Origin of the sequence: Oceanobacillus sp. FSL K6-0118 (assembly GCF_038006665.1) — a bacterium.
In the GTDB taxonomy this organism is placed as follows: Bacteria; Bacillota; Bacilli; order Bacillales; family Amphibacillaceae; genus Oceanobacillus; species Oceanobacillus caeni.
Window position 1 is genome coordinate 752,737 of record NZ_JBBOVR010000001.1, and the last position, 20,836, is coordinate 773,572.

The following is a 20,836-nucleotide window of genomic DNA, read 5'->3' on the forward strand; positions in this document are numbered from 1 at the left end:
GGTGGGAAAAACTCACCTACGTCATTTTTGTGTTTATAAATAGAAAACAAGTGAGATTCCCTGTAGAATTAAAGTCGCTGAAAACCATTCCTAGGAGGGAACTCACTTGTCTATATCAAATGATATTAGAAATATGTTAGATATTCAAGATAAAAATATTTATATGAGCGAAAATGCAGTAACGTATGGCAAACATAAAGGGAAGTCTTGTAAATTTATTAAGGCGAAATTAACATATGATGCAGATCAATGCCCAAATTGCCAGGTGGAGAAAGTAGGCTCTTCTATTTATAAAAACGGAACACAATTATCTCGTATTACCATTCCGACCATGGGAGTTTATCCAACATATTTATTATTAAGTAAGCAGCGTTTTATGTGTAAACATTGTGGTGTTAGTTTTACTGCACAAACAAATATCGTAAAGCGTCATTGTTTTATATCCTCAAATACAGAAGCCCAAATCATGATTAAATCAGCTGGAGCGCAGTCCGTTAAAGATATTTCCCAGGATTGTGGTGTATCTGAGGCAACTGTTCAGAGAATCATTAATAAAGAAGCAAATAAATATAAACCGCATTATAAAGCCCTACCTAAGCATCTATCGTTTGATGAATTTAAGTATGCCAAGGGCAAGATGGCTTTTGAATATATCGATGTTGAAACGGGTGACATCTTAGACATTTTAAATAGTCGTGATAACCGGTCTATTACAGATCACTTCATCACAAATTATAGCTTATCAGCTAGACAACGAGTAGAAACCGTGACAATCGATATGAACGCAGGTTATGTAAGTTTGATAAAAGAGATGTTTCCAAATGCAGATATTATTATTGATCGTTTTCACTTAGTTCAACTCATATCAAGAGCGATGAACAAAACGCGTGTTAAAATCATGAACCAACTCAGAACATCTAATGGGGAAGATCAGAAAAAGTATCGCCGCCTTAAACGTTATTGGAAGCTTTTACTGAAAAAAAGATCGAGTTTATCTTATACAGAATATAAATATTACGGCTTATTTGGCCAACGTCTTGAAAGTTCAATAGTGCAAGAAATGTTGGATTATAGTGAGGAACTTAAAGTCAATTATGGTATATATCAGGACCTGTTGGAGGCAATTGACGAAAAGGACTATCATGCATTAGAGAACACATTAAACAAAAAGTGTCCAACCCAGTCATCAACCTATTTAAGAACAAGCATTAAAACATTAAGAAAGCACTTGCCCTATACGAAAAACAGTTTTCAATATACGTATAACAATGGGCGAATTGAAGGTATTAACAATAAAATCAAGGTACTCAATCGGATTGCATATGGCTATCGGAATTTTAAGCATTACAAAAACCGAATAAGATTACATTTTAAACTGAAACCCGTAGTAAACAAATCACACTCTAGAGTAGCATAGCTTCCCTAGAGTGTGATAATCAAATACATATTAAAAGTCGACTAAAATACAGTACCAACGTCACTTGACGTAGAGCCTATATTTAACTTGATGAAGGACAAAGCAAGGCGGGGGAGAGTGGAAACGTCCGTGAGAAAGGAGATCACGGCCAAAGCTTCTATTAAACCCCGAAGAAACGTCCGTGAGAGAGGCTATCACGGACAAAGTTTTAATCGAAACCCGAGGAAACGTCCATGAGAGAGTGTTATTGTATCAGTAAAGTAGACAATTTTAGAAAGTGTCCTATTCATTTGATAATCTTATAGTAGAAAAAGATAGAAATTAGGGGATGAATATGGCAAGACAACTAAAAAGATACAGTTATGAATTAAAGAAAACAGTAGTTGAAAAATATTTCGAGGGGCACGCGATCCGTGATTTGATAAAAGAATATAACATTAGTGCACCTCGAGTAGCGAATCGTTGGGTTAATAAAGTACGTGAAGGAGGTTATGAAGCGTTAAAAGATACAAGAGGTATGAAAAGCATAGGTAAACAGAAACGAAAAGAAGAGGAAACCAAAGATGAAATTATCGAAAGACAAGCATTACAAATTGAATATTTAAAAAAGCTTTTGGAGCTGGAAAGGATGTGAGAAAGCAGAAAGAGGTACAATTTTCCTTTATAGAAGCGAATGAGAAAGATTATCCTGTTACGATGTTAGTTCAACTGACTGATGTATCACGATCTGGTTATTATAAATGGAAAAAACGTGGAGGGGGTAGTGTTCAGGCACAAAGGGATGAAGAATTATACAACTACATCATCAAATTACATCATAAACATCGTGGTACGTTGGGGAGAAAAAGAATGAAAATGGCATTAAAAGATGAATATGGCATTGAGGTTGGAGAGAGGCGTGTATCCAAGATCATGCGGAAATATGGTATTCGTTGTAAAATCCGTCAAAGGCGTTCTGTCAAGCGTAACGAAATAAATAAAAAAGTACCTAATCTATTAAACCGCAACTTTCAAGCGAAGAAACCTGGAATAAAGTTTGCGATTGATATTACCTATTTACCAGTGGAAAAGGGACCAAACAAATATATTTATCTGTGTGCGATTAAAGATTTATTTCATGACGAGATTGTGGCGTATGCAATTAGTCATCGTCAAGATATAGAACTTGTGTACGAAGCATTAAATCGTTTAAAAGAAAAAAAGTTTGTGAAAGGTGCCATTCTACATAGTGATCAAGGCACACAATTCACAAACGCTGGTTATCAAATGCGTGTCAAAGAGATGGGCCTCACCCCATCTATGTCTCGCAAAGGCAATTGCTGGGACAACGCATGCATTGAGAACTTCTTTAGTCATTACAAGTGTGAAATAGAATGCTTCTTTGAAAATGCAAAGAATGTATTTGAAGTTCAAAATGCGGCAAACCAATATATCCATTACTTTAATCATAATCGAATCAACACAAAATTACAAACAAGTCCCGTAAAATACATCAAGCGTTATGCCAGTTAAAAATGCATGCAGGGAGCCACAGCGGAGCTGCTTGCCCTTGCCAGGCATGCCTCTTCTTGGCGATTCGTTGTGTTGGGGATAGGGGCCCCGACCAACGAGAGCTTAGAAGAGATGGTTCGTGGTACGCTGTGTGTGCGAATAGGGAGCTTTAATAGCTTTATTTTTCCCGATTCGCCACTTTATTCACCACCACGAACCCAAATGCTTGGCAAGGGTGGCGGATATGATAAGAGCTCAAATATTTGGTAAGACAATGTATTAGGTGAAAATTTAGAGACACTTCAGTACTGTCTACTTGACAGAACCAGGTGCAGAGGCTATCACGGACAAACCTCCTATCAAACCCCGAAGAAACGTCCGTGGGAAAGAAGATCACGGCCAAAGCTCCAATCAAAACCCCAAGAAACGTCCATGAGAAGAAAATCACGGACAAACCTCCAATTAAATCACTAGGAAGCGTCCGTGAAATCTTTTGAAAAAAAATTATTCTACAATTTTTTTGGCAGGCGAATTCTTTTCTAATTCAAAATCAAATGTATTTGCATTTTTATATTTTGGATCTAAATAACTAGATTCCGCATCACTTTTTGAAACCATTTTAAACTCCGGAAAATTAGTATATTCTTCCGCTTTCCATACCCATATACCAGCTTTTCCCTTTTCTTTATGAAAGATATTCTTTTGTAGTTTATTTCCTTGATTGGTTATAAAATCGTTGGCGATAAATATGCGTGAAGGCCCAGCAGTCAATATGTTTTTTTCAATCACATTGTTTTTGGTATCATGCTGTAATAAAAGCTGTCCCCCATCTAGTCCTTTCGTGTCATTTCGAAAAATGATATTTTGAGAGATTGTAGAGTTAATCGTGCCTCCCCGATTTTCGTCATACCCACCAATCGATATCCCAGTATAAAAGTTGTTATAAATAATATTATTTAAAATGTTTATATGATTGGCATATTTGTCAGCGTGTTCAGAGGTAGCCTCAATTCCAATATCACATTGATAAATGGTATTCTTTTCGATGGTTATATTTTTTCCACCATCAATGTAAATACCTCCAGCATTATAATCATCTCCATAAGCAGGATTGCCGTACGAAGAATTTTCATAAACGGTATTATTTTTTACTACTCCATTTCGCACGTAGTCAGCTTTTTTATTATGATAGGTGCCTTCATAACCAATTAAATCAATACCTATATTATTGTTTCGGCGAACGAGATTATTTTCCACCTTAAAATCGTTAATATTTCCATTAAGTACAATAGATTCACTTGAACCAAGTTTTAAGTTTTCCACAGTGTTATTTGCAATATGTATGTCTTTCATTGGGCGAGTTCCGTATATTGCAATCCCATGACCATTCCCGTCATCTGCATGGGTTTCAATGCGCTGCACGTGGTTATTTTCTAGTGTAATATGACTGCTAGATCCTGTTACATGAATACCCATTACTGTTTCATTTGCTAAATCGGTTGTTAAATCCTGTATTGTTAATCCACTAATGGTAATATAGTTTTTATTGTTTATCATAACCAAGGATGTATCCCCTTCAACATCCTTCATACCCTCTCCGCTAAGGATAACCTTTTCGTTTTTATAGGGTTTGAAAGTAATTGGCTTCGATTTTGTCCCACTATGTTTAACGACGAGATTTTCGTTATAAGTACCTTTTCGAATGAATACGGTGGATCCCGCTTTTGCTTCTGAAGCAGCTTTTTTCAGTGTGCGAAATGGTTTTGATTTCGTACCGTTATTTTGATCATTACCATTTAAAGCTACGTATATAAAATTAGCGTTTTCCTGTTTTGCATTCGTATGATTTAAAACAAAAAATATGGTGATAACAGCTATTGCCAAGAGGATAAGGATCGTTTTTTTCATATAATCATTCCCTGTATAAAATAAATAAATTTCTTTCTTCGTTCTGGAAAATTCCTATGTCGAATGCTACAGGATTGATTATATCATTATTTCGTTCAGGAGCAGTCAATTGAACAGCTACTAGATTTTATTCTATATCAATTAGTTTTGGTATCAATACCATATTTTTTGAGTCTTCTCATAAAAGTAGATTGGGGAATCCCCAAAAATTGCGCTGTTTTCCTTGTGGACTTGTGCTGTTTATATGCTTCCTTGATAATATCTCTTTCTACATTATCCAAAATTTCAGGTAAGGTATCGCCTTGCAACTGTAAATGTAGATCTTTATTTTCCGTTTCTGCTTTGTGGAATCGTTCCGGAAGATCAGATAAAGAAATTTCATCTTGTTTGACCATAACGACAAGTTGCTCCACAAAGTTTTCCAATTCCCTAATATTTCCTGGCCATGTATAATTTTGAAGTATTTCAATTGCTTCCATCGTGAAAAAACGATTTTTTTTATGTCGTGTATTAAACGTATTTAAATAAAACTGCAGAAGCGGAAAAATATCTTCTTTACGTTCACGCAGAGGTAATATCGTAATTGGTAAAACATTAAGACGATAAAATAGATCCCTACGAAACGTACCTTCGTCTATCATCATTTCTAAATCACGATTTGTCGCTGCGATAATCCGAATGTTTGCATTTTTTGTTTGTAAAGCGCCGATTGGCTTATATGTTTTATTTTGTAGTAATTGAAGAAGTTTAGATTGCAATTGAAGCGGAAGTTCACCGATTTCATCAAGAAACAGAGTGCCGGATTCTGCCAATTGTATCAAACCAACCTTTCCTCCGGTATTTGCCCCTGTAAAAGCCCCTTTACTATAGCCAAAAAGCTCAGATTCGATAAGGGTTTTAGGTATGGATGCACAATTAACATGGATAAAAGGTTTATCATGCCTTTCGCTTAAGTTATGAATTTGTTGGGCGACAATATTTTTTCCAACACCAGTTTCTCCAGTTATTAAAACAGTTGTATCTACACTTGCGACGGTCTCAATTATTTCGGCAAGTCTTACAAATGACTGGCTTTGTCCAACAAATGTAGTTCCATTTTTATTAAGCAGGTTATGCTTGTTTAAATTCCTGAATTCTTGAATATAGCGTTGGAGAAGAGCGTTAATTTCACCGAGTTCAAGCTGGGGAGCACTGGAGGCAATTTTATTCATATTCCTGCCATGCGCGACCACATATTCGATATCTCCATCGTCACTCAAAATAAGATGGCCCGTGGTCATATATTTTTCTCCGTTTACCAGTGTTTGTACTTTTGTAATGGTTTTTCCTGTTTCAATCACCTTTTTTATAATAGAAGGATTAAATACTCCCTCATTTTCTAGTTCTGCTACACTTTTTCCGATCATTCTTGATTTATGACTTTCGAATATTTTTTTATTTATTTCGTTCATCCACAAGGTTTTCCCTGTCTTGTCAGTTATATAAATGGCATCATCAAGCGAATTAAGAATTTTAAGGAAATAAATTTGCTCAATTTCAATATTTTTTTCTATCATCATAGCCCACCTTAAAACGTTTTATGTGTATTAATGAATCATTTTTGGATCGTTATTATATTTTAGCACAAAGTACCCATAAAAAATGAACCAAATATAAATCAGTGTTGAGGGAAATGAGCTGATTTTGGTTCACCTTTTACTTTTATCCCGCAAAAATAAGTTGTATTCTATTTGAATTTATCCATTATTTTGGTAATTAGGACATTTAATATTGGCATGAAAATTGCATATATAGTTGTAGATGCCGAGCAATGATAAATGGATGCATCATCAAAAATTAAGATATCGGAAAGGAGAAATGGTAATGAGAGCAATACTAGATGATATAGCAGGCTTTGTCGAACAAAATAAGGAAGAAATGGTGAAATGGAGACGTCATTTACATCAGAATCCCGAATTGTCTTTCCATGAAGAGGAGACTTCCCAGTTTGTTTATGAAACGCTGTAATCGTTTGGGAACCTTGAGGTTACACGCCCAACAACAACAAGTGTAATGGCCCGCTTAGTTGGCGAACATCCCGGGGAAACGATCGCATTCCGTGCCGATATGGATGCTTTACCAATCCAGGAGGAAAATACATTTGAATTCGTTTCTAAAAATCCGGGTGTCATGCACGCTTGTGGACATGACGGGCATACGGCCATGTTGTTATGTACGGCTAAAATTTTATCCGGTCTAAAGGATCAAATAAATGGGGAGATTCGATTCTTATTCCAACATGCAGAAGAGCTACCTCCTGGAGGGGCAATACAAATGGTTGAGGCTGGCGTGATGGATGGTGTTGATAAAGTTATTGGTTTACACCTTTTGCCTACAATGGAGACTGGCACATTGGCCGTAGATTCGGGACCCATGCAATCCGCAGTTGATAATTTCGATATTAAAATTATCGGAAAAGGCGGACATGGTGCTTCCCCCCACGAAACCATTGACAGCTTGGCCATCGCTTCCCAAGTCGTTTCTAATCTGCAGCACATTGTATCAAGAAATACCGATCCTTTTGATGTACTGGCGCTATCAGTGACCAAGATTAATAGCGGTGCATTTGATAGTACTGCGGCTTATAATGTCATTCCTGAGACAATTGAATTGGGCGGAACGGTTCGAAGTTTTAATACGGAGCTTCTAGGCACTATTCCAAATGTAATGGAACGAATCATCAAAGGAATTACAGACGCGCACGGAGCGACTTACGAATTCCAATACAAAAAAGGGTACCTTCCAGTAATAAATGATGAACAAGTATCGGGTCAAGTCCGTGAATCACTCATTGAAGTATTTGGTGAGGAAAATGTACAAAAAGCAAAAGCGATTATGCCAGGTGAAGATTTTTCTGTATTTTTACAGAAAGCTCCAGGGACCTACTTTTATGTAGGTGATGGTAACAAGGAAAAAGGCATGGTGTATCCGATTCACCACCCGCGTTATACCATCGATGAAGATGCATTGGAAATAGGTGTAAAGGCATTTATCAATATAGCATTCAAATTACTGAAATAAACTTATCACATCTTAACTGGCTGTAAGACCATACTTCACGAAGTCGATTTAAACAAGAGATCTAAGTGGGAGCGGGCAGCCAGTAGCGCCTTGATAAGTTCAACTAACAGTTAGTGGGGGATGAAAGAAAACTCCCACTGACTGCCTTTAAACATATCCAGTTCAAACAACACGCATCATCTCCGATTGGGGTGTGTGAGTCAGGTTTTGCTGCAAAACACTGATAGTTATACAAAGAAGTATTCCTTTAAGACCAAAGTTAAGGGAATACGGAATTTAAACGCTATATTTTTTTTGCTTATATCAAGATGAAGTTAAGTGAAAGGATGCAGATAGAAACAACATGTTTAAATCGTGAAGCATATCATTTAAAACCTATTAAAAGGAGAAATAAACGATGCTAATTAATGAATCAGCAAAACCAATATTAATAATACTATTAACTGTATACGCTTTCAGTATTATTGGGTACTCATACTATTTTTATAGAAAAGCAAGAACGTATGAATCTTATAATATGGGTGGGCGTGCGATGCCGCTTACACCGATGATTCTAACAATAGTCGGTGGAGCTGTAGGAGGATCTACTTTACTTGGGTTTATGACGGATGCCTACCTACTTGGTATGGGACGAATATGGCTAGTTATTTCCCTTGCGTTTTCACTAGCAATCTTCACATTGTTTTTTGTGAAGCGCGTTCGAAAAGTTGGAGATGAACAACAATTATTTTCTGTTGGAGACTATGCTGCCTATCGATATGGAAATGCAGCGCGATACCCTGCATTTATTGGGAATATTGCTGCTTTAGGTGCCCTTACTGGTATGCAATTTGTAGCAATGGCAAACCGTATTTAATCTTGTTTTTGGTTTGGATATGACGATTGGTATTTTAATATCTTGTGTATTTATCACGTTGAAAACCTATTTAGGGGGACTTACAGCTGTTATTTGGACGGACGCCATTCAGGGAACCGTTCAAACCATTGGAATCATTGCCCTGGGTGTCTGTGTTTATTTTTTAACTGGTGGATGGGAAAATGTCTCCGTGAATGTTAATTCTCTGGGAATGACTGATTTTTTAAGTCCAACTAATGCTGGGGTGGCAGAGATTCTTATACCATTTTTGACCATTGGAGCAGCTACATTAGTAAGGCAAGATACATGGCAAAGAGTATGGGCAGCGAAAAATATTAAAGTATCTGTCATGTCCAACTGGTTAGCTTGTTTCTTTGTACTTCTTACTGGAGTGGTTATCATCTTTATAGGAGTCTTTGCTAAAGCTGGTCTGAACATTGTAACGGACAAGCCAGAACTTATTTATTATGATGTCATATTCGGTTCTATTCCATTTTGGTTTGGAGCTATCATGTTTATCGTATTAATTGCTACGATTCTTTCTTGCGCAGATTCATTCTTTATTGCTGGTTCTACAACTATTGTTAGTGATGTTATTAAGCCACTAATGAAGCGGTGGAACATTTGGCTACAATCCAACTAGCTGGAAGGCAGTCATTTGGAGTACGATTAAAGGAACAAATTCCGCGTATGAACCATGGAGATATGGTGTTTGTGATGACGACCTATATGGATGATATATTCAAACAAACGATGGAACAATTGAGTAAGCGAATGAAACATGCTGTGGTCATTTTTATACAATCATCCACGTTCATTTCTGAGGCTGATCGATTAACGTTACAACGATTTAAGACGGAAGGAATAGGAATCCAAATCATTACAGAAGAAAAATTAGTAAAAAGGCCAATTGAGGTGGATATAAGATGAAAGCTTTATTAAAAAGTAAATCAACTATTATCTATACCTCGTTTTTATATTTATGTGGCTGTTTTTTATTTTTGGAGTGGTTATATCCTTTACATGATATGACAGATAAGGAAAGTATACGCGTGTTTATCTTCTATGCTTTCTTCTGTTTTCTTATCACGTTCCTACAAATAAAGTGGTGGTTGTCATTTCCGGTTAAAGGAATAGTCCTTCTTTTTCTGATACATTGGATATATTTTGATCAATCATCCCTTTTCAGTCTCACTTGGATAGCGCAATTGATTCAAGAGTTTTCGTTTAATGTGGATGCCCTTATTTCTCAAAATTACGATACATTGACTCCGACTTTTCGTAGTTTCTTATTTTTCATTTTAATCGCTTTAATGAGTTATTTACTTCATTATTGGTTTGTCCAAACGAAGCGAATCTTTCTGTTTGTTTTATTAACATTTATTTATATTACTGTACTTGATACCTTTACCATGTATGATGCAACGACATCCATTATACGAGCATTTATTATTTCTTTAATTGCCTTAGCGATTTGTAATTTGTTGAAGGAATTTGCCCATGTTTCGATTGGGTTCGGGTGGATGAAGAAGGTAAAATCTTGGGTCCTTCCACTTTTGGCCATCATCGGCTTTGCTACTTTAGTTGGATTTGTTGCGCCGAAAATCGATCCACAATGGCCGGATCCAGTTCCTTTTATTTCTAGTGCAGCTGAAGAGGCAGGGGAAAGTTTTGGTAACACGGTTCAAAAAGTAGGTTATGGAGAGGATGACTCTAGACTAGGAGGGTCATTTGTCCAAGATAAAACCCCCGTTTTTACAGCTTATGTCGATGACCAACATTACTGGCGAATCGAAACTAAAGATTTATATACAGGAAAAGGCTGGGAGTTATCGGAGAATCCAACGTTTGTGGAACAAGTAAATGGTCAGATAGATTTAGAAACATTTACAGATCAAGTCCAAACGGAAAAATTAACTGGAACCATGGAAATTCATAACCAATCGATTGGAAAATTAATGTATCCATATGGAATCGAACAAGTAGAAGATGTAAAAGACGAACAAACTGTGTTTTCATTAGATTCTAATTCTGGTGCCATTCAAACCACAAATGACACGAATTCCGACTTGATTTATCAAATTCAATATGACAAACCAGCTTTTGCAATTAATCAATTGAAAAGTAGTTCAGAAGAAGACCCTAAAGATATCTTGGATAAATATACACAATTGCCATCTACCTTACCAAATAGAGTAGCGGATTTAGCGGAAGAAATAACGGCAAATGAAGCGAATCGTTATGACAAAGCCAGGGCGATTGAACAATATTTTAACCAAAATGGATATGAATACAAGACGGAGGATATTCCAGTACCTCAGAGAAATGAAGATTATGTGGATCAATTTTTATTTGATTCAAAAATAGGGTACTGTGATAATTTTTCAACATCGATGGTCGTGATGCTTAGAACCCTTGATATACCTGCAAGATGGGTAAAAGGTTTTACAAGTGGTGATTTAGTAGAAAGCAACTCTGGCAATGAACCGGATCAGTACCAAATTACGAATGCCAATGCACACTCTTGGGTAGAGGTATATTTTCCTGAATATGGTTGGGTGCCATTTGAACCAACTCAGGGATTTTCTAATTCAGCAGATTTTTACTTAGGAGAGTCTCAAGTAGTCACGGAAGCGGGCGAAGATGAATTAGACGCGTCGGCAGATTCCGTAGAAGAAGAGGAGCAAGTAACGGAAGAGCAGGAAGAGGAAGAAGCGGAAACAGCTCTTAACCTTTTACCGGAAAGTCATGATACGAACGGCTTAGGTAATTGGGGTTGGCTTATTCTAATTATTGTTGTTATAGCAGTAGTGTTTCTTTATTTATTTAGAAATCAGTTGCGAACGAAGCGGGTTACGTATAAAATGGATAAAACCCCAGACCTAGAGACATTCCAAGAAGCGTACCACCATGTCATGAAGCTTTTACAACGTAAAGGTCATATAAAGGCGCCAGATCAGACGTTAAGAGAATTTGCAAGAATGGTAGATGACCATTACGGAACAAGTGAAATGGGTAAACTAACGAATTACTATGAACAGCTTCTTTATAGAAATGAGTTTCCTGAGAAACATTCTATGGAACTAACGAAATTATGGAAAGATTTAATCAATCACATAATGGGTTGACCTAGTCAACGTTGATTAGTAGAATAAAAGAAATTGTATTTGGCCTTTCGTATATCCTCGATAATATGGTTCGAAAGTTTCTACCGGAGTACCGTAAATACTCTGACTATGAAGGCAGAAAATCTAAATGGTTTGGTGAAAACTTGGATTTCTGCCTTTTTCTAGTTTTTTACTATGAAAAGGGGAAATTCAAGTTTTTTTTACTTAATTTTTATTTTCGTGGAATAATAATTGTAGAATTGGTGCTTAAGATTACTTTTTTAAATAGATAGGAGCAAATTTTATGGGAAATGAAGAAATGATTTTGGTGCTTGATTTTGGTAGTCAGTACAATCAATTAATTACTCGTCGAATTAGGGAGTTTGGGGTATACAGTGAACTACACTCTCATAAAATGACAGCAGAAGAAATTAAAAAATTAAATCCTAAGGGAATTATTCTTTCTGGTGGACCGCATAGTGTATATGGGGAAAATAGTTTCCGTCCAGATGAAGGAATTTTTGATTTAGATATTCCTATTTTAGGCATCTGCTACGGAATGCAATTGATGGCACTTCATTATGGTGGAAAGGTAGAAAGATCGAAGAACCGTGAATATGGAAAAGCACTTATTGATTTAGAAAGACAACCTGTTCTTTTCAAAGACACTCCAGCTAGTCAAACGGTTTGGATGAGTCACGGGGATAAAGTAACTGCTGTTCCTGAGGGATTCCAAGTGGATGCAACAAGCTCCTCCACCCCGATTGCCTCAATGAGTAATACGAATAAAAAATTATACGGAGTGCAGTTCCATCCAGAAGTAAGACATTCGGAATACGGAAATGATGTTTTAAGAAACTTTGTATTTCATGTATGTGAGAGTGCTGGGGACTGGACGATTGAAAACTTTATCGAACAAGAAATGGCGAACATTAGGAGCAAAGTTGGCGATAAAAAAGTGTTATGTGCGCTAAGTGGTGGGGTTGACTCCTCTGTTGTTGCTGCGCTTATTCACAAAGCGATTGGGGATCAACTAACTTGTATTTTCGTTGACCATGGTTTGCTTCGTAAAAATGAAGCGGATGATGTAATGAAAGTATTTGCAGATGATTTCCATATGAATATCATTAAAATCGATGCAAAAGATCGCTTCCTATCTAAACTTAAAGGTGTAGACGATCCTGAGAAGAAACGTAAGATTATCGGTAACGAATTTATTTATGTATTTGATGATGAAGCAGCTAAGCTAAAAGATATGGACTTTTTAGCACAAGGTACGCTTTATACAGACATTATTGAAAGTGGTACAGAAACAGCTCAAACGATTAAATCACACCATAATGTTGGTGGACTTCCAGAAGATATGCAATTTGAATTGATTGAACCATTGAATACTTTATTCAAAGATGAAGTTCGTGAACTTGGAACTCAATTAGGAATTCCGGATCATATCGTATGGCGTCAGCCTTTCCCAGGTCCAGGACTTGCCATTCGTGTTCTAGGAGAAGTAACGGAAGAAAAATTAGAAATGGTTCGTGAATCAGATGCTATTTTACGTGAAGAAATTGCTTTAGCAGGACTAGATCGTGATATCTGGCAATACTTCACCGTTCTTCCTAATATTAGAAGTGTTGGCGTAATGGGAGACGCAAGAACATATGATTACACCATTGGTATCCGTGCCGTTACATCGATTGATGGAATGACTTCAGACTGGGCACGTATCCCTTGGGACGTTTTGGAAAAAATCTCTACACGTATTGTGAATGAAGTGGATCATATTAATCGTGTAGTTTATGATGTGACGAGTAAGCCGCCTGCTACGATTGAGTGGGAGTAAAAAGCTAACTTGATTTGAAGAGAGAACGCCTATTTAACAGTGTTTATCTTAATCTTAAATTGACAAATTGGTATAAAATAATATAGTTCCCTGCCAAAATCCCTGCCAAAAATAATTTGGTAGGGATATTTTTTTAGATAAGATGAAGAACATTTCGTTAAAAATTTTTAAAATAGTTAATGGTAATATTAATTTGTGAAACATTGTACTTAAACTAAATGGCAGTTTAGTTGTGTGAAATGTTTCTAGCTTAAATGGAGGGTGGCTACATCTCTCTGGTAAAGGCTAGAAAGTTCCTAAAAAATGGGAGTTTTTATGTCGCATTTGACACAAACTGTATAAAAAGAGACGTGGGAAGTAACCCACGTCATAACGATGCTCTATCAAATTTAATAATTATGGTGATGGTAATAGGGATTAAATTCTTGTATTGTATACCCATGGTTGTCGTAATGCACCTAAAAAGATGCTAAGCGTAAAGAAAAATAGCTTATCCTAGGTAAAATAATAATTCTCTAATTCTTTTTTCTTAATTTTTCAAGTTCAGTCTTTAAATAGTTAATCTGTTTCTGCATCTTGTTTATTTCATTTCTTTTTTGAGACTCTTCAAGAGAATGCAATAATACATCCGCGGAAATAGAAATCATATTCTTACCAATTTCAATAAGCTCATCTAATTGAGCATCGGTTTCGTGATTTGAATCATTATGTTCCAAATTTTTATCATTTAATTTCAAAATTCTAGCCTCCTATGCAAAATAATGTTCATATTATTTTATGCATTATTTATTTTTAAATGACGTGTTGAATTACCTGACGACAAATAAATATAAAAAGTCTAAACGTTACACACTCTTCCTTATCCAGATTTAAAGCATAAGCTGGAGATGTATAGGAATACGAGTAATTTCAAAAATAAATTTGCCAAGTTCGCTTAAATCGGGATTGAATTCTGAATAAATATCTTGGAGCCCCCCCTTGTAATTTGGGCTACTTCACTATTTATGTTGCACTATATCGACTATGAAATATCAATAATCACTAATATGTTTAAGTAACAAGCGAAATATTATGAAAACAATATCGATAACCCTAAAAAGTTTTATGAGAAATTGAAAATACATTCTTCTTAAATTAACTGTTGCTACAAAGAGATCGACACCTAAATCGGTCTTTTTTTATTTCATTTAATTCAGAAGTTTACAACTGTATTTGGAAAATGGAAAAGGGAATTATATTTATATTTATACATATCATTTATAGAACAAAGGGTCAGTTAAGATTGCTTCGAAGGTCCATATATTAATGTTGCATTTGTTAATGAATATCTGCTTCTTTAATTACTTGATAAGTGAGTGATAAAAATCTTGCTTTTTGGTCGCCACTTTATTAATCTATGTGATCTAAAGTGCTTAGTTCTTAATCGGCAAATTAAGAAAATGGGGGAATCTGAATGAATATTAATGATGGTATTTCACATAATTCGCACAACTTTTCCAAACCCTGTACCAACCCACACTGTAATAATCCAAATTGTAAATGTGGAGATCAGTGTAAATGCACTTCTGAAAACAAATGTGACAGTACGGAAGCAAATTCACATAATATGCATAACGGTTCCAAACCCTGTACCAACCCATACTGTAATAATCCAAATTGTAAATGTGGGGATCAATGTAAATGCACACCTAACAACCAATGTGGCTGTAATGAAACAAATCCCCAAAAAATCAACCTCACTAAATTTGTAGATGAACTTCCCATTCCACCTGTTTTAAAACCTCTATGGAAAGATCAGTTTTATACTTATTATGAAGTAAATATGACTGAATTCAAGCAATCACTCCATAGTGAGTTAAATGATACAACGGTTTGGGGGTACGAAGGAAGCTATCCGGGACCTACCATTGAAGTAGAAAGCGGAGAAATCGTGTTTATTAAATGGATCAACAATCTTCCGGATAAGCATCTTTTTCCAATCGATTATACGGTTCATGGCGCCTATCGGGACGTTCCTGATGTAAGAACAGTGGTACATGTCCACGGTGCGTGTGTTGAATCAGAAAGCGATGGTTACCCAGAGGCTTGGTTTACAAACGGATTTAAACAAGTCGGCAGTTATTTTAGAAAGCAAGTATATCGATATGATAATTGCAATCATGCTTGCACCCTCTGGTATCATGACCATGCGCTTGGTATCACTAGGCTTAATATTTATGCTGGATTGGCAGGTTTCTATCTAATCAGAGATCAACAGGAGCGATACCTGAATTTACCAAGTGGGAAATATGATATCCCTCTTATGCTACAAGACAAGACTTTTAATAAGGATGGTTCTCTCTATTACCCGAAGCAGCCAGATCAACCAATCCCGGAATTAGAAACGTCGATCATTCCCGAATTTGTCGGGGATACCATTTTGGTGAATGGCAAAGTACACCCCTATTTAAAAGTGGAACCACGCAAATATCGATTTAGGCTGCTAAACGCATCCAACACGCGTTTCTTTAGGATGAAGCTTGATTCAGGTCAACTTATGTATCAAATTGCGACGGATGGAGGATTAATGCAGTACCCGATAGGTGTAAAAGAAATCATGTTATCTCCAGCAGAACGAGCAGATGTAATTATTGATTTTACCAATCTTGAGGGTAAATCTATTATTATGACAAACGATGCGCCCGCTCCCTTTCCAACCGGAGATCCAGTAGATGAAAATACAGGTACAGTGATGCAGTTTAGTGTAACTCTTCCCTTGTCTAGTGTGGATACGAGTGTTATCCCGGCTAATATGATGTCCTTACCCCAACTAAATGAACAGTCGGCTTCAAGGGTAAGATACCTAACTTTAAATGACAATATGGATAAATACGGTCGTGAATTCATGCTATTGGATAATAAACAGTGGGATGCCCCCATAACAGAAAATCCAAAATTGGGATCAACCGAAATATGGTGTCTTATTAACTTAACGGACGATTCACATCCTATTCACATTCACTTAATTGATTTTCAAATATTAGATCGGAGAGATTTTGATGTAGATAAGTACAATAAGGAGGGAATTATCCATTATACGAGCCCGGCGACGCCTCCCGAACCTCAAGAACGAGGAGGAAAGGATACAGTAAGAGCTAACCCAAAACAGGTAACCCGAATTATCATGAAATTTGGTCCTTTTACAGGGTTGTATGTATGGCACTGTCATATATTGGAACATGAGGATTATGAAATGATGCGACCGTTTATGGTTATTCGATAAAAGACTGTGCTCTGTCAATAAGGGGGTTAGTGGATGTTATTAATTTTAAGTATATTAATAGTATTAGGTTATACTACTTGTTTAATTTACAAAATACCTTCCAATTCAGATAAATTAACTGACATGACAGGCATGACAATTGTAATGTCATTAGGAATGATGTCAAGTCTGGTTATTGGATTAATCGCAGGAATTGTTTATAAAAATGATTTAACTTCTTCAACGATTCTTGCAATGATTTTAAGTTTGATTGTAGGGTTTTTTTTAGGTAAACGGTTGGGCTTGCTTGTAACAATTGAAGGAATGGCAGCTGCACTAATGGGTAGCATGATGGGGGCAATGCTGGGAGAAATGTTACCTTCAGGGAACTTTAAAATAATGTTAGCATTTATGGATGTCCTATATATCATTGTTGTGTCTTTGATCTTTCTTCTAATTAGTAATATTTTAAGGGAAAGTAGTGATAAAGCTCCCACTTTTATTAATAAATACATGTCAATTTTCATAATGGTTATTTTAACAGTTAGTGTATTGATCACAACTTTTTATGATGGTAACTCTGTTAGAAAGCAGAATAATGATCATCCTGTTGAAAATCAAATGGATGAGCATAATCACCATTAAAATTGAATAATACAAATGTTTGTTTTAATTGTTTAAGTGAATTGTTTTAGCATATATCAACAGCCAAAAAGACGTAAGAAGTAGGTTCTTATATCGATAGGCACAGTAACATAGCCCAAGTCATACACCACGAACAAGGATTTTTCTATTCCTGTATAATCTCATAAAAGAGGTGGTTTTTTATGGAGAAGCGCACTATTAATCAAGTGGAGGGAAAGGTGCCGCAACCTATCCGAAGTGATGGAGCTGGAGCGATTGACTCCGGCCCGCGTAATATAATGCGGGATCTTCAAAATCCGAATATGCTCGTCCCACCTATTACAGATGCAGGCTTGCTTCCTAACTTGAAATTCTCATTCTCGGACACCTCTATGACATTAAATAACGGGGGATGGTCCCGGGAGGTCACCGCCAGGGAACTTCCGATAGCGACCACTATCGCGGGAGTAAATATGAGCTTAACGGCCGGCGGAGTACGTGAACTCCATTGGCATCAAGAAGCAGAATGGGCTTATATGCTGCTAGGACGGGCACGCATAACCTCGGTTGACCAAGAAGGACGAAATTTCATTGCCGACGTCGGCCCAGGCGATCTTTGGTACTTCCCCCCTGGAATACCACATTCGATTCAAGGGTTGGAACATTGCGAATTTCTACTTGTTTTCGATAACGGAAACTTTTCCGATCTTAACACCTTATCCATCTCTGATTGGTTTGCACATACGCCAAAATATGTCCTGTCAGCCAATTTCGGTGTACCAGAGAGTGCCTTTAATTCCATTCCATCAGATCAGGTTTATATCTACCAGGGAAAGGTACCCGGTTCTCTGGAAAGTCAAGAAGTCCAGTCACCTTATGGAGAAGTTCCTTTAACATTCAAGCACGAGCTGTTGAAACAAATACCAATCAAAACGCCTGGTGGAAGCGTACGAATTGTGGACTCTTCTAACTTCCCTATTTCAAAAACAATCGCAGCAGCACTCGTTGAGATTGAGCCGGGTGGAATGAGAGAACTTCATTGGCATCCTAATAACGACGAGTGGCAGTATTACCTTACCAAGTCTTGTTGCTTATTGGACAAAAGAGGAATTCGAAAAAGTTATTTCGGTAATTTATACGCATAATTTTTATGAGCATATGTGTTTTGTCGCTATTTGGCTATATTATATGACAGGAGTTCGTGTAAGTGAAGGGCTAGCTCTCTATTGGAATGATGTTGATTTCAAAAAAAAGAAGTTACGAGTTCATCATACTTTACAAATGAAATCACAAAAAGACTATAAGAGAAAGCCATATACTAAAACAGAAGATGGAATGCGAACAATAACTTTAGATGATGATAGTTTGAGTATATTAAAAAAATGGAAACGGGTTCAATCTGATCATGGAATAGAAGATTTTATATTAAGTTATACAGGTTTACCCGTTTACAGGTCAACGATTCCAAGAATTATAGCAAGATATGCTAAAGTTGCAAAGGTTCCAAAGATACAAGCCAAGGGTTTAAGACATTCTCACGTTAGTTACTTAATTAATGAGTTTAATGCCGATATTCTTGTTGTTTCAAAAAGGTTAGGACATAGTTCACCTGAAATAACATTGAAACATTATGCACATTTGTGGAGTAGGAACGATGAACCGATTGCTAAACAAATGACAGGGAATGTTAAATTTGTCCCTGCCAAAAAAACTATGATTAATTTTAATGGTAATCAAAATGTTAAAGGGGATTTGATTCCCTACCAAAACCCTGCCAAAAGTGAAAATAACCTAAATGAAAGCTGTAATAGCAATGATTCTTAATGACTTGCTACGATTGAGTGGGAATAAGAGGCTAACTTGATTTGAAGAGAGAACGCTGATTTAACAGCATTTATCCTACTCAAAAATGAAGAAAATGTATAAAAAATGATATAGTTCCCTACCAAAAACCCTACCAAGAAAAAATTTTGGTAGGGAATTTTTTTTATCGTTGAATTTTGGTAGGGAATAAACTAGCTAACTTGATTTGAAGAGAGAACGCCTTATTTGCCAGTGTTTATCTTAGCCTTAAACGTACAAAAAAATGGATAATGATATGGTTCCCTATCAAAAATTCTACCATCTTATTTTGGGTAGGGATTATTTTTTTGTATCTGGATTATCGTGAGGAATTAGAATTAATTTTAATGTATGTTAAAATAAGAGATTAAAAGCCCAATTCAAAAGGTTTTTTGTCCAAAAAATACTCTATGGATTGATGTTACTTCTTAAAGGTAGTTGGATAACAAAATTTCTGGGATAAAGCGTTCTAAAAAGGTAATTTAAAATATTTTACAAAAAAGGATTACAAGTTTAACAAAGGGTGAATATTATGAAGCTTTCTGGTGAAAAATTATTGCTAACAATGGCATCAGCCAATGATTTAGATTTTATTTGTAGGATAGAGACTGATGAAAATTTATGGTACTTTGAGGAGTATGTAGAATCGGATAAAGACGTTGTACGTGAAGAATATATTCAAAAAATTGAAGAAAAGGAAAATCGGATAAGTTATGATTTTATCGTTACGATTGCAACAGATAAAAATAAAAAACCTATTGGTCTAGCGCAATTATGGAACGATAGTGAACATAGAAAAAGCTGGGAAATTGGCTTTGCAATACTTCCTGAAAATGGAGGTAAAGGTTACGGGAGCGAAGCGGCGAAAGTGTTATTGAAATTTGCTTTTGAAAAACTATGCGCCCATAAAGTATTTGGAATGTGCAATGCAAATAATACACGCTCTGCGGTTTTGATGGAAAATATCGGTATGAGAAAAGAGGCCATTTTTAAGGAAGAGCTTTTTTGGCAAAATAAATGGGTTGATCAATACTATTTTTCTATTTTGGAGAGAGAGTATTTTGCAGGAGCTAAACCTTAATGTGAATAGAGTATGTTAGTTGCAATGATATAGTTCCCTACCAAGAAAAAAATTTGGCAGGGAATTTTGTTTTTTATTTGAATTTTGGCAGGGAAATTTTTGAACTAAATTAGGTAAGAGTTAGACATGATTAATTAATTATCTAATTGACTTCGGTTTTTATTTGTAGTTGCATCGATGCTTATAATTTTACTTGACTCTAACGTAGCGTAATACCTTAGTCTTGAAATATGGAGGTGAATTACACTGTTTACAACGGTGGACGTTTGCAAAAGAACTGGACTTACTGAACGCTCTATACCTACTATTCTAATTTGGATTTATTAAAACCAAGGAAGAATGCCAACGGCCAGTTAGTTTTATCCAAAT

At 36.2% G+C, this 20,836-nt stretch carries 14 protein-coding genes, 3 pseudogenes and 1 riboswitch; of the genes and pseudogenes, 14 read left to right on the forward strand and 3 right to left on the reverse strand.

The genetic code is table 11. The features are described from left to right. Positions 1-106: 106 nt before the first annotated feature. From MHI02_RS03980 to MHI02_RS03990, 3 genes are all read left to right on the forward strand, one after another. The gene (locus tag MHI02_RS03980; protein ID WP_047185367.1) at positions 107-1,417 is read left to right on the forward strand and encodes an ISL3 family transposase; all 1,311 of its coding nucleotides are present in this window, start codon (positions 107-109) and stop codon (positions 1,415-1,417) included. A gap of 334 nt (positions 1,418-1,751) precedes the next feature. Continuing rightward, a complete protein-coding gene (locus MHI02_RS03985; RefSeq protein WP_052771711.1) occupies positions 1,752-2,051 on the forward strand; it encodes a helix-turn-helix domain-containing protein in 300 nt (99 codons plus the stop codon). Continuing rightward, entirely contained in the window at positions 2,048-2,929 is an 882-nt protein-coding gene (locus MHI02_RS03990; RefSeq protein ID WP_052771788.1) for an IS3 family transposase, read from the forward strand. Before MHI02_RS03985 ends, MHI02_RS03990 begins: the two co-directional genes overlap by 4 nt. 483 nt (positions 2,930-3,412) lie before the next feature. Here the strand turns inward: MHI02_RS03990 and MHI02_RS03995 are convergent, their stop codons facing one another. After that, positions 3,413-4,816 (reverse strand): right-handed parallel beta-helix repeat-containing protein, encoded by a 1,404-nt coding sequence (locus tag MHI02_RS03995; protein WP_341165670.1) that lies wholly within the window; start codon positions 4,814-4,816, stop codon positions 3,413-3,415. A gap of 137 nt (positions 4,817-4,953) precedes the next feature. Beyond that, positions 4,954-6,372, reverse strand: a complete 1,419-nt coding sequence (locus MHI02_RS04000) for a sigma-54 interaction domain-containing protein (RefSeq protein WP_047185526.1) — start codon at positions 6,370-6,372, stop codon at positions 4,954-4,956. Between the two features lie 301 nt (positions 6,373-6,673). On the opposite strand from MHI02_RS04000, the pseudogene MHI02_RS04005 reads away from it, so the two are divergent. The 6 genes and pseudogenes from MHI02_RS04005 (at position 6,674) to guaA (ending at position 13,679) form a co-directional block, all read left to right on the forward strand. Further along, positions 6,674-7,876: pseudogene (locus MHI02_RS04005) on the forward strand (amidohydrolase). Between the two features lie 397 nt (positions 7,877-8,273). Beyond that, positions 8,274-8,732: a sodium:solute symporter family transporter gene (locus tag MHI02_RS04010; RefSeq protein WP_341165671.1), complete on the forward strand. Its 459-nt coding sequence runs from the start codon at positions 8,274-8,276 to the stop codon at positions 8,730-8,732. 19 nt (positions 8,733-8,751) lie between these two features. After that, positions 8,752-9,375 carry a sodium:solute symporter family transporter gene (locus MHI02_RS04015; protein WP_341165672.1) on the forward strand — a complete coding sequence of 208 codons (624 nt, stop codon included), beginning with the start codon at positions 8,752-8,754 and terminating at the stop codon, positions 9,373-9,375. Then, positions 9,357-9,662, forward strand: a complete 306-nt coding sequence (locus MHI02_RS04020) for a hypothetical protein (protein WP_341165673.1) — start codon at positions 9,357-9,359, stop codon at positions 9,660-9,662. Before MHI02_RS04015 ends, MHI02_RS04020 begins: the two co-directional genes overlap by 19 nt. Beyond that, entirely contained in the window at positions 9,659-11,860 is a 2,202-nt protein-coding gene (locus tag MHI02_RS04025) for a transglutaminase TgpA family protein (RefSeq protein ID WP_341165674.1), read from the forward strand. The genes MHI02_RS04020 and MHI02_RS04025 overlap by 4 nt, the downstream gene beginning before the upstream one ends. A gap of 27 nt (positions 11,861-11,887) precedes the next feature. Then, positions 11,888-11,989, forward strand: a riboswitch (purine riboswitch). A 154-nt stretch (positions 11,990-12,143) separates the two neighbouring features. After that, positions 12,144-13,679, forward strand: coding sequence for a glutamine-hydrolyzing GMP synthase (guaA, locus tag MHI02_RS04030; protein ID WP_047185522.1), 1,536 nt, complete (start codon positions 12,144-12,146; stop codon positions 13,677-13,679). A gap of 515 nt (positions 13,680-14,194) precedes the next feature. On the opposite strand, the gene MHI02_RS04035 is transcribed toward guaA, so the two are convergent. Then, positions 14,195-14,416, reverse strand: a complete 222-nt coding sequence (locus tag MHI02_RS04035) for a hypothetical protein (RefSeq protein WP_047185521.1) — start codon at positions 14,414-14,416, stop codon at positions 14,195-14,197. A 992-nt stretch (positions 14,417-15,408) separates the two neighbouring features. On the opposite strand from MHI02_RS04035, the gene MHI02_RS04040 reads away from it, so the two are divergent. The 5 genes and pseudogenes from MHI02_RS04040 (at position 15,409) to MHI02_RS04060 (ending at position 20,467) form a co-directional block, all read left to right on the forward strand. After that, on the forward strand, positions 15,409-16,941 hold the full coding sequence (locus MHI02_RS04040) for a multicopper oxidase family protein (RefSeq protein ID WP_047185574.1): 1,533 nt from the start codon (positions 15,409-15,411) through the stop codon (positions 16,939-16,941). 33 nt (positions 16,942-16,974) lie between these two features. Next, positions 16,975-17,565: a hypothetical protein gene (locus MHI02_RS04045; RefSeq protein ID WP_052771733.1), complete on the forward strand. Its 591-nt coding sequence runs from the start codon at positions 16,975-16,977 to the stop codon at positions 17,563-17,565. Positions 17,566-17,747: 182 nt separating this feature from the next. Next, positions 17,748-18,623, forward strand: a pseudogene (locus tag MHI02_RS04050) (cupin domain-containing protein); the annotation flags it as partial. A gap of 7 nt (positions 18,624-18,630) precedes the next feature. Further along, positions 18,631-19,368 (forward strand): annotated as a pseudogene (locus MHI02_RS04055) (site-specific integrase); the annotation flags it as partial. A gap of 550 nt (positions 19,369-19,918) precedes the next feature. Next, positions 19,919-20,467, forward strand: a complete 549-nt coding sequence (locus tag MHI02_RS04060; protein ID WP_047185520.1) for a GNAT family N-acetyltransferase — start codon at positions 19,919-19,921, stop codon at positions 20,465-20,467. Positions 20,468-20,836 lie beyond the last annotated feature (369 nt).

What these genes read in the sequence shown, in the direction of transcription:
- MHI02_RS04060 (WP_047185520.1), top strand. Translation starts at nt 19,919, where the DNA reads ATGAAGCTTTCTGGTGAAAAATTATTGCTAACAATGGCATCAGCCAAT.
- guaA (WP_047185522.1), top strand. Translation starts at nt 12,144, where the DNA reads ATGGGAAATGAAGAAATGATTTTGGTGCTTGATTTTGGTAGTCAGTAC.
- MHI02_RS03985 (WP_052771711.1), top strand. Translation starts at nt 1,752, where the DNA reads ATGGCAAGACAACTAAAAAGATACAGTTATGAATTAAAGAAAACAGTA.
- MHI02_RS04000 (WP_047185526.1), bottom strand. Translation starts at nt 6,372, where the DNA reads ATGATAGAAAAAAATATTGAAATTGAGCAAATTTATTTCCTTAAAATT.
- MHI02_RS04045 (WP_052771733.1), top strand. Translation starts at nt 16,975, where the DNA reads ATGTTATTAATTTTAAGTATATTAATAGTATTAGGTTATACTACTTGT.
- MHI02_RS04015 (WP_341165672.1), top strand. Translation starts at nt 8,752, where the DNA reads ATGACGATTGGTATTTTAATATCTTGTGTATTTATCACGTTGAAAACC.
- MHI02_RS03995 (WP_341165670.1), bottom strand. Translation starts at nt 4,816, where the DNA reads ATGAAAAAAACGATCCTTATCCTCTTGGCAATAGCTGTTATCACCATA.
- MHI02_RS04010 (WP_341165671.1), top strand. Translation starts at nt 8,274, where the DNA reads ATGCTAATTAATGAATCAGCAAAACCAATATTAATAATACTATTAACT.
- MHI02_RS04025 (WP_341165674.1), top strand. Translation starts at nt 9,659, where the DNA reads ATGAAAGCTTTATTAAAAAGTAAATCAACTATTATCTATACCTCGTTT.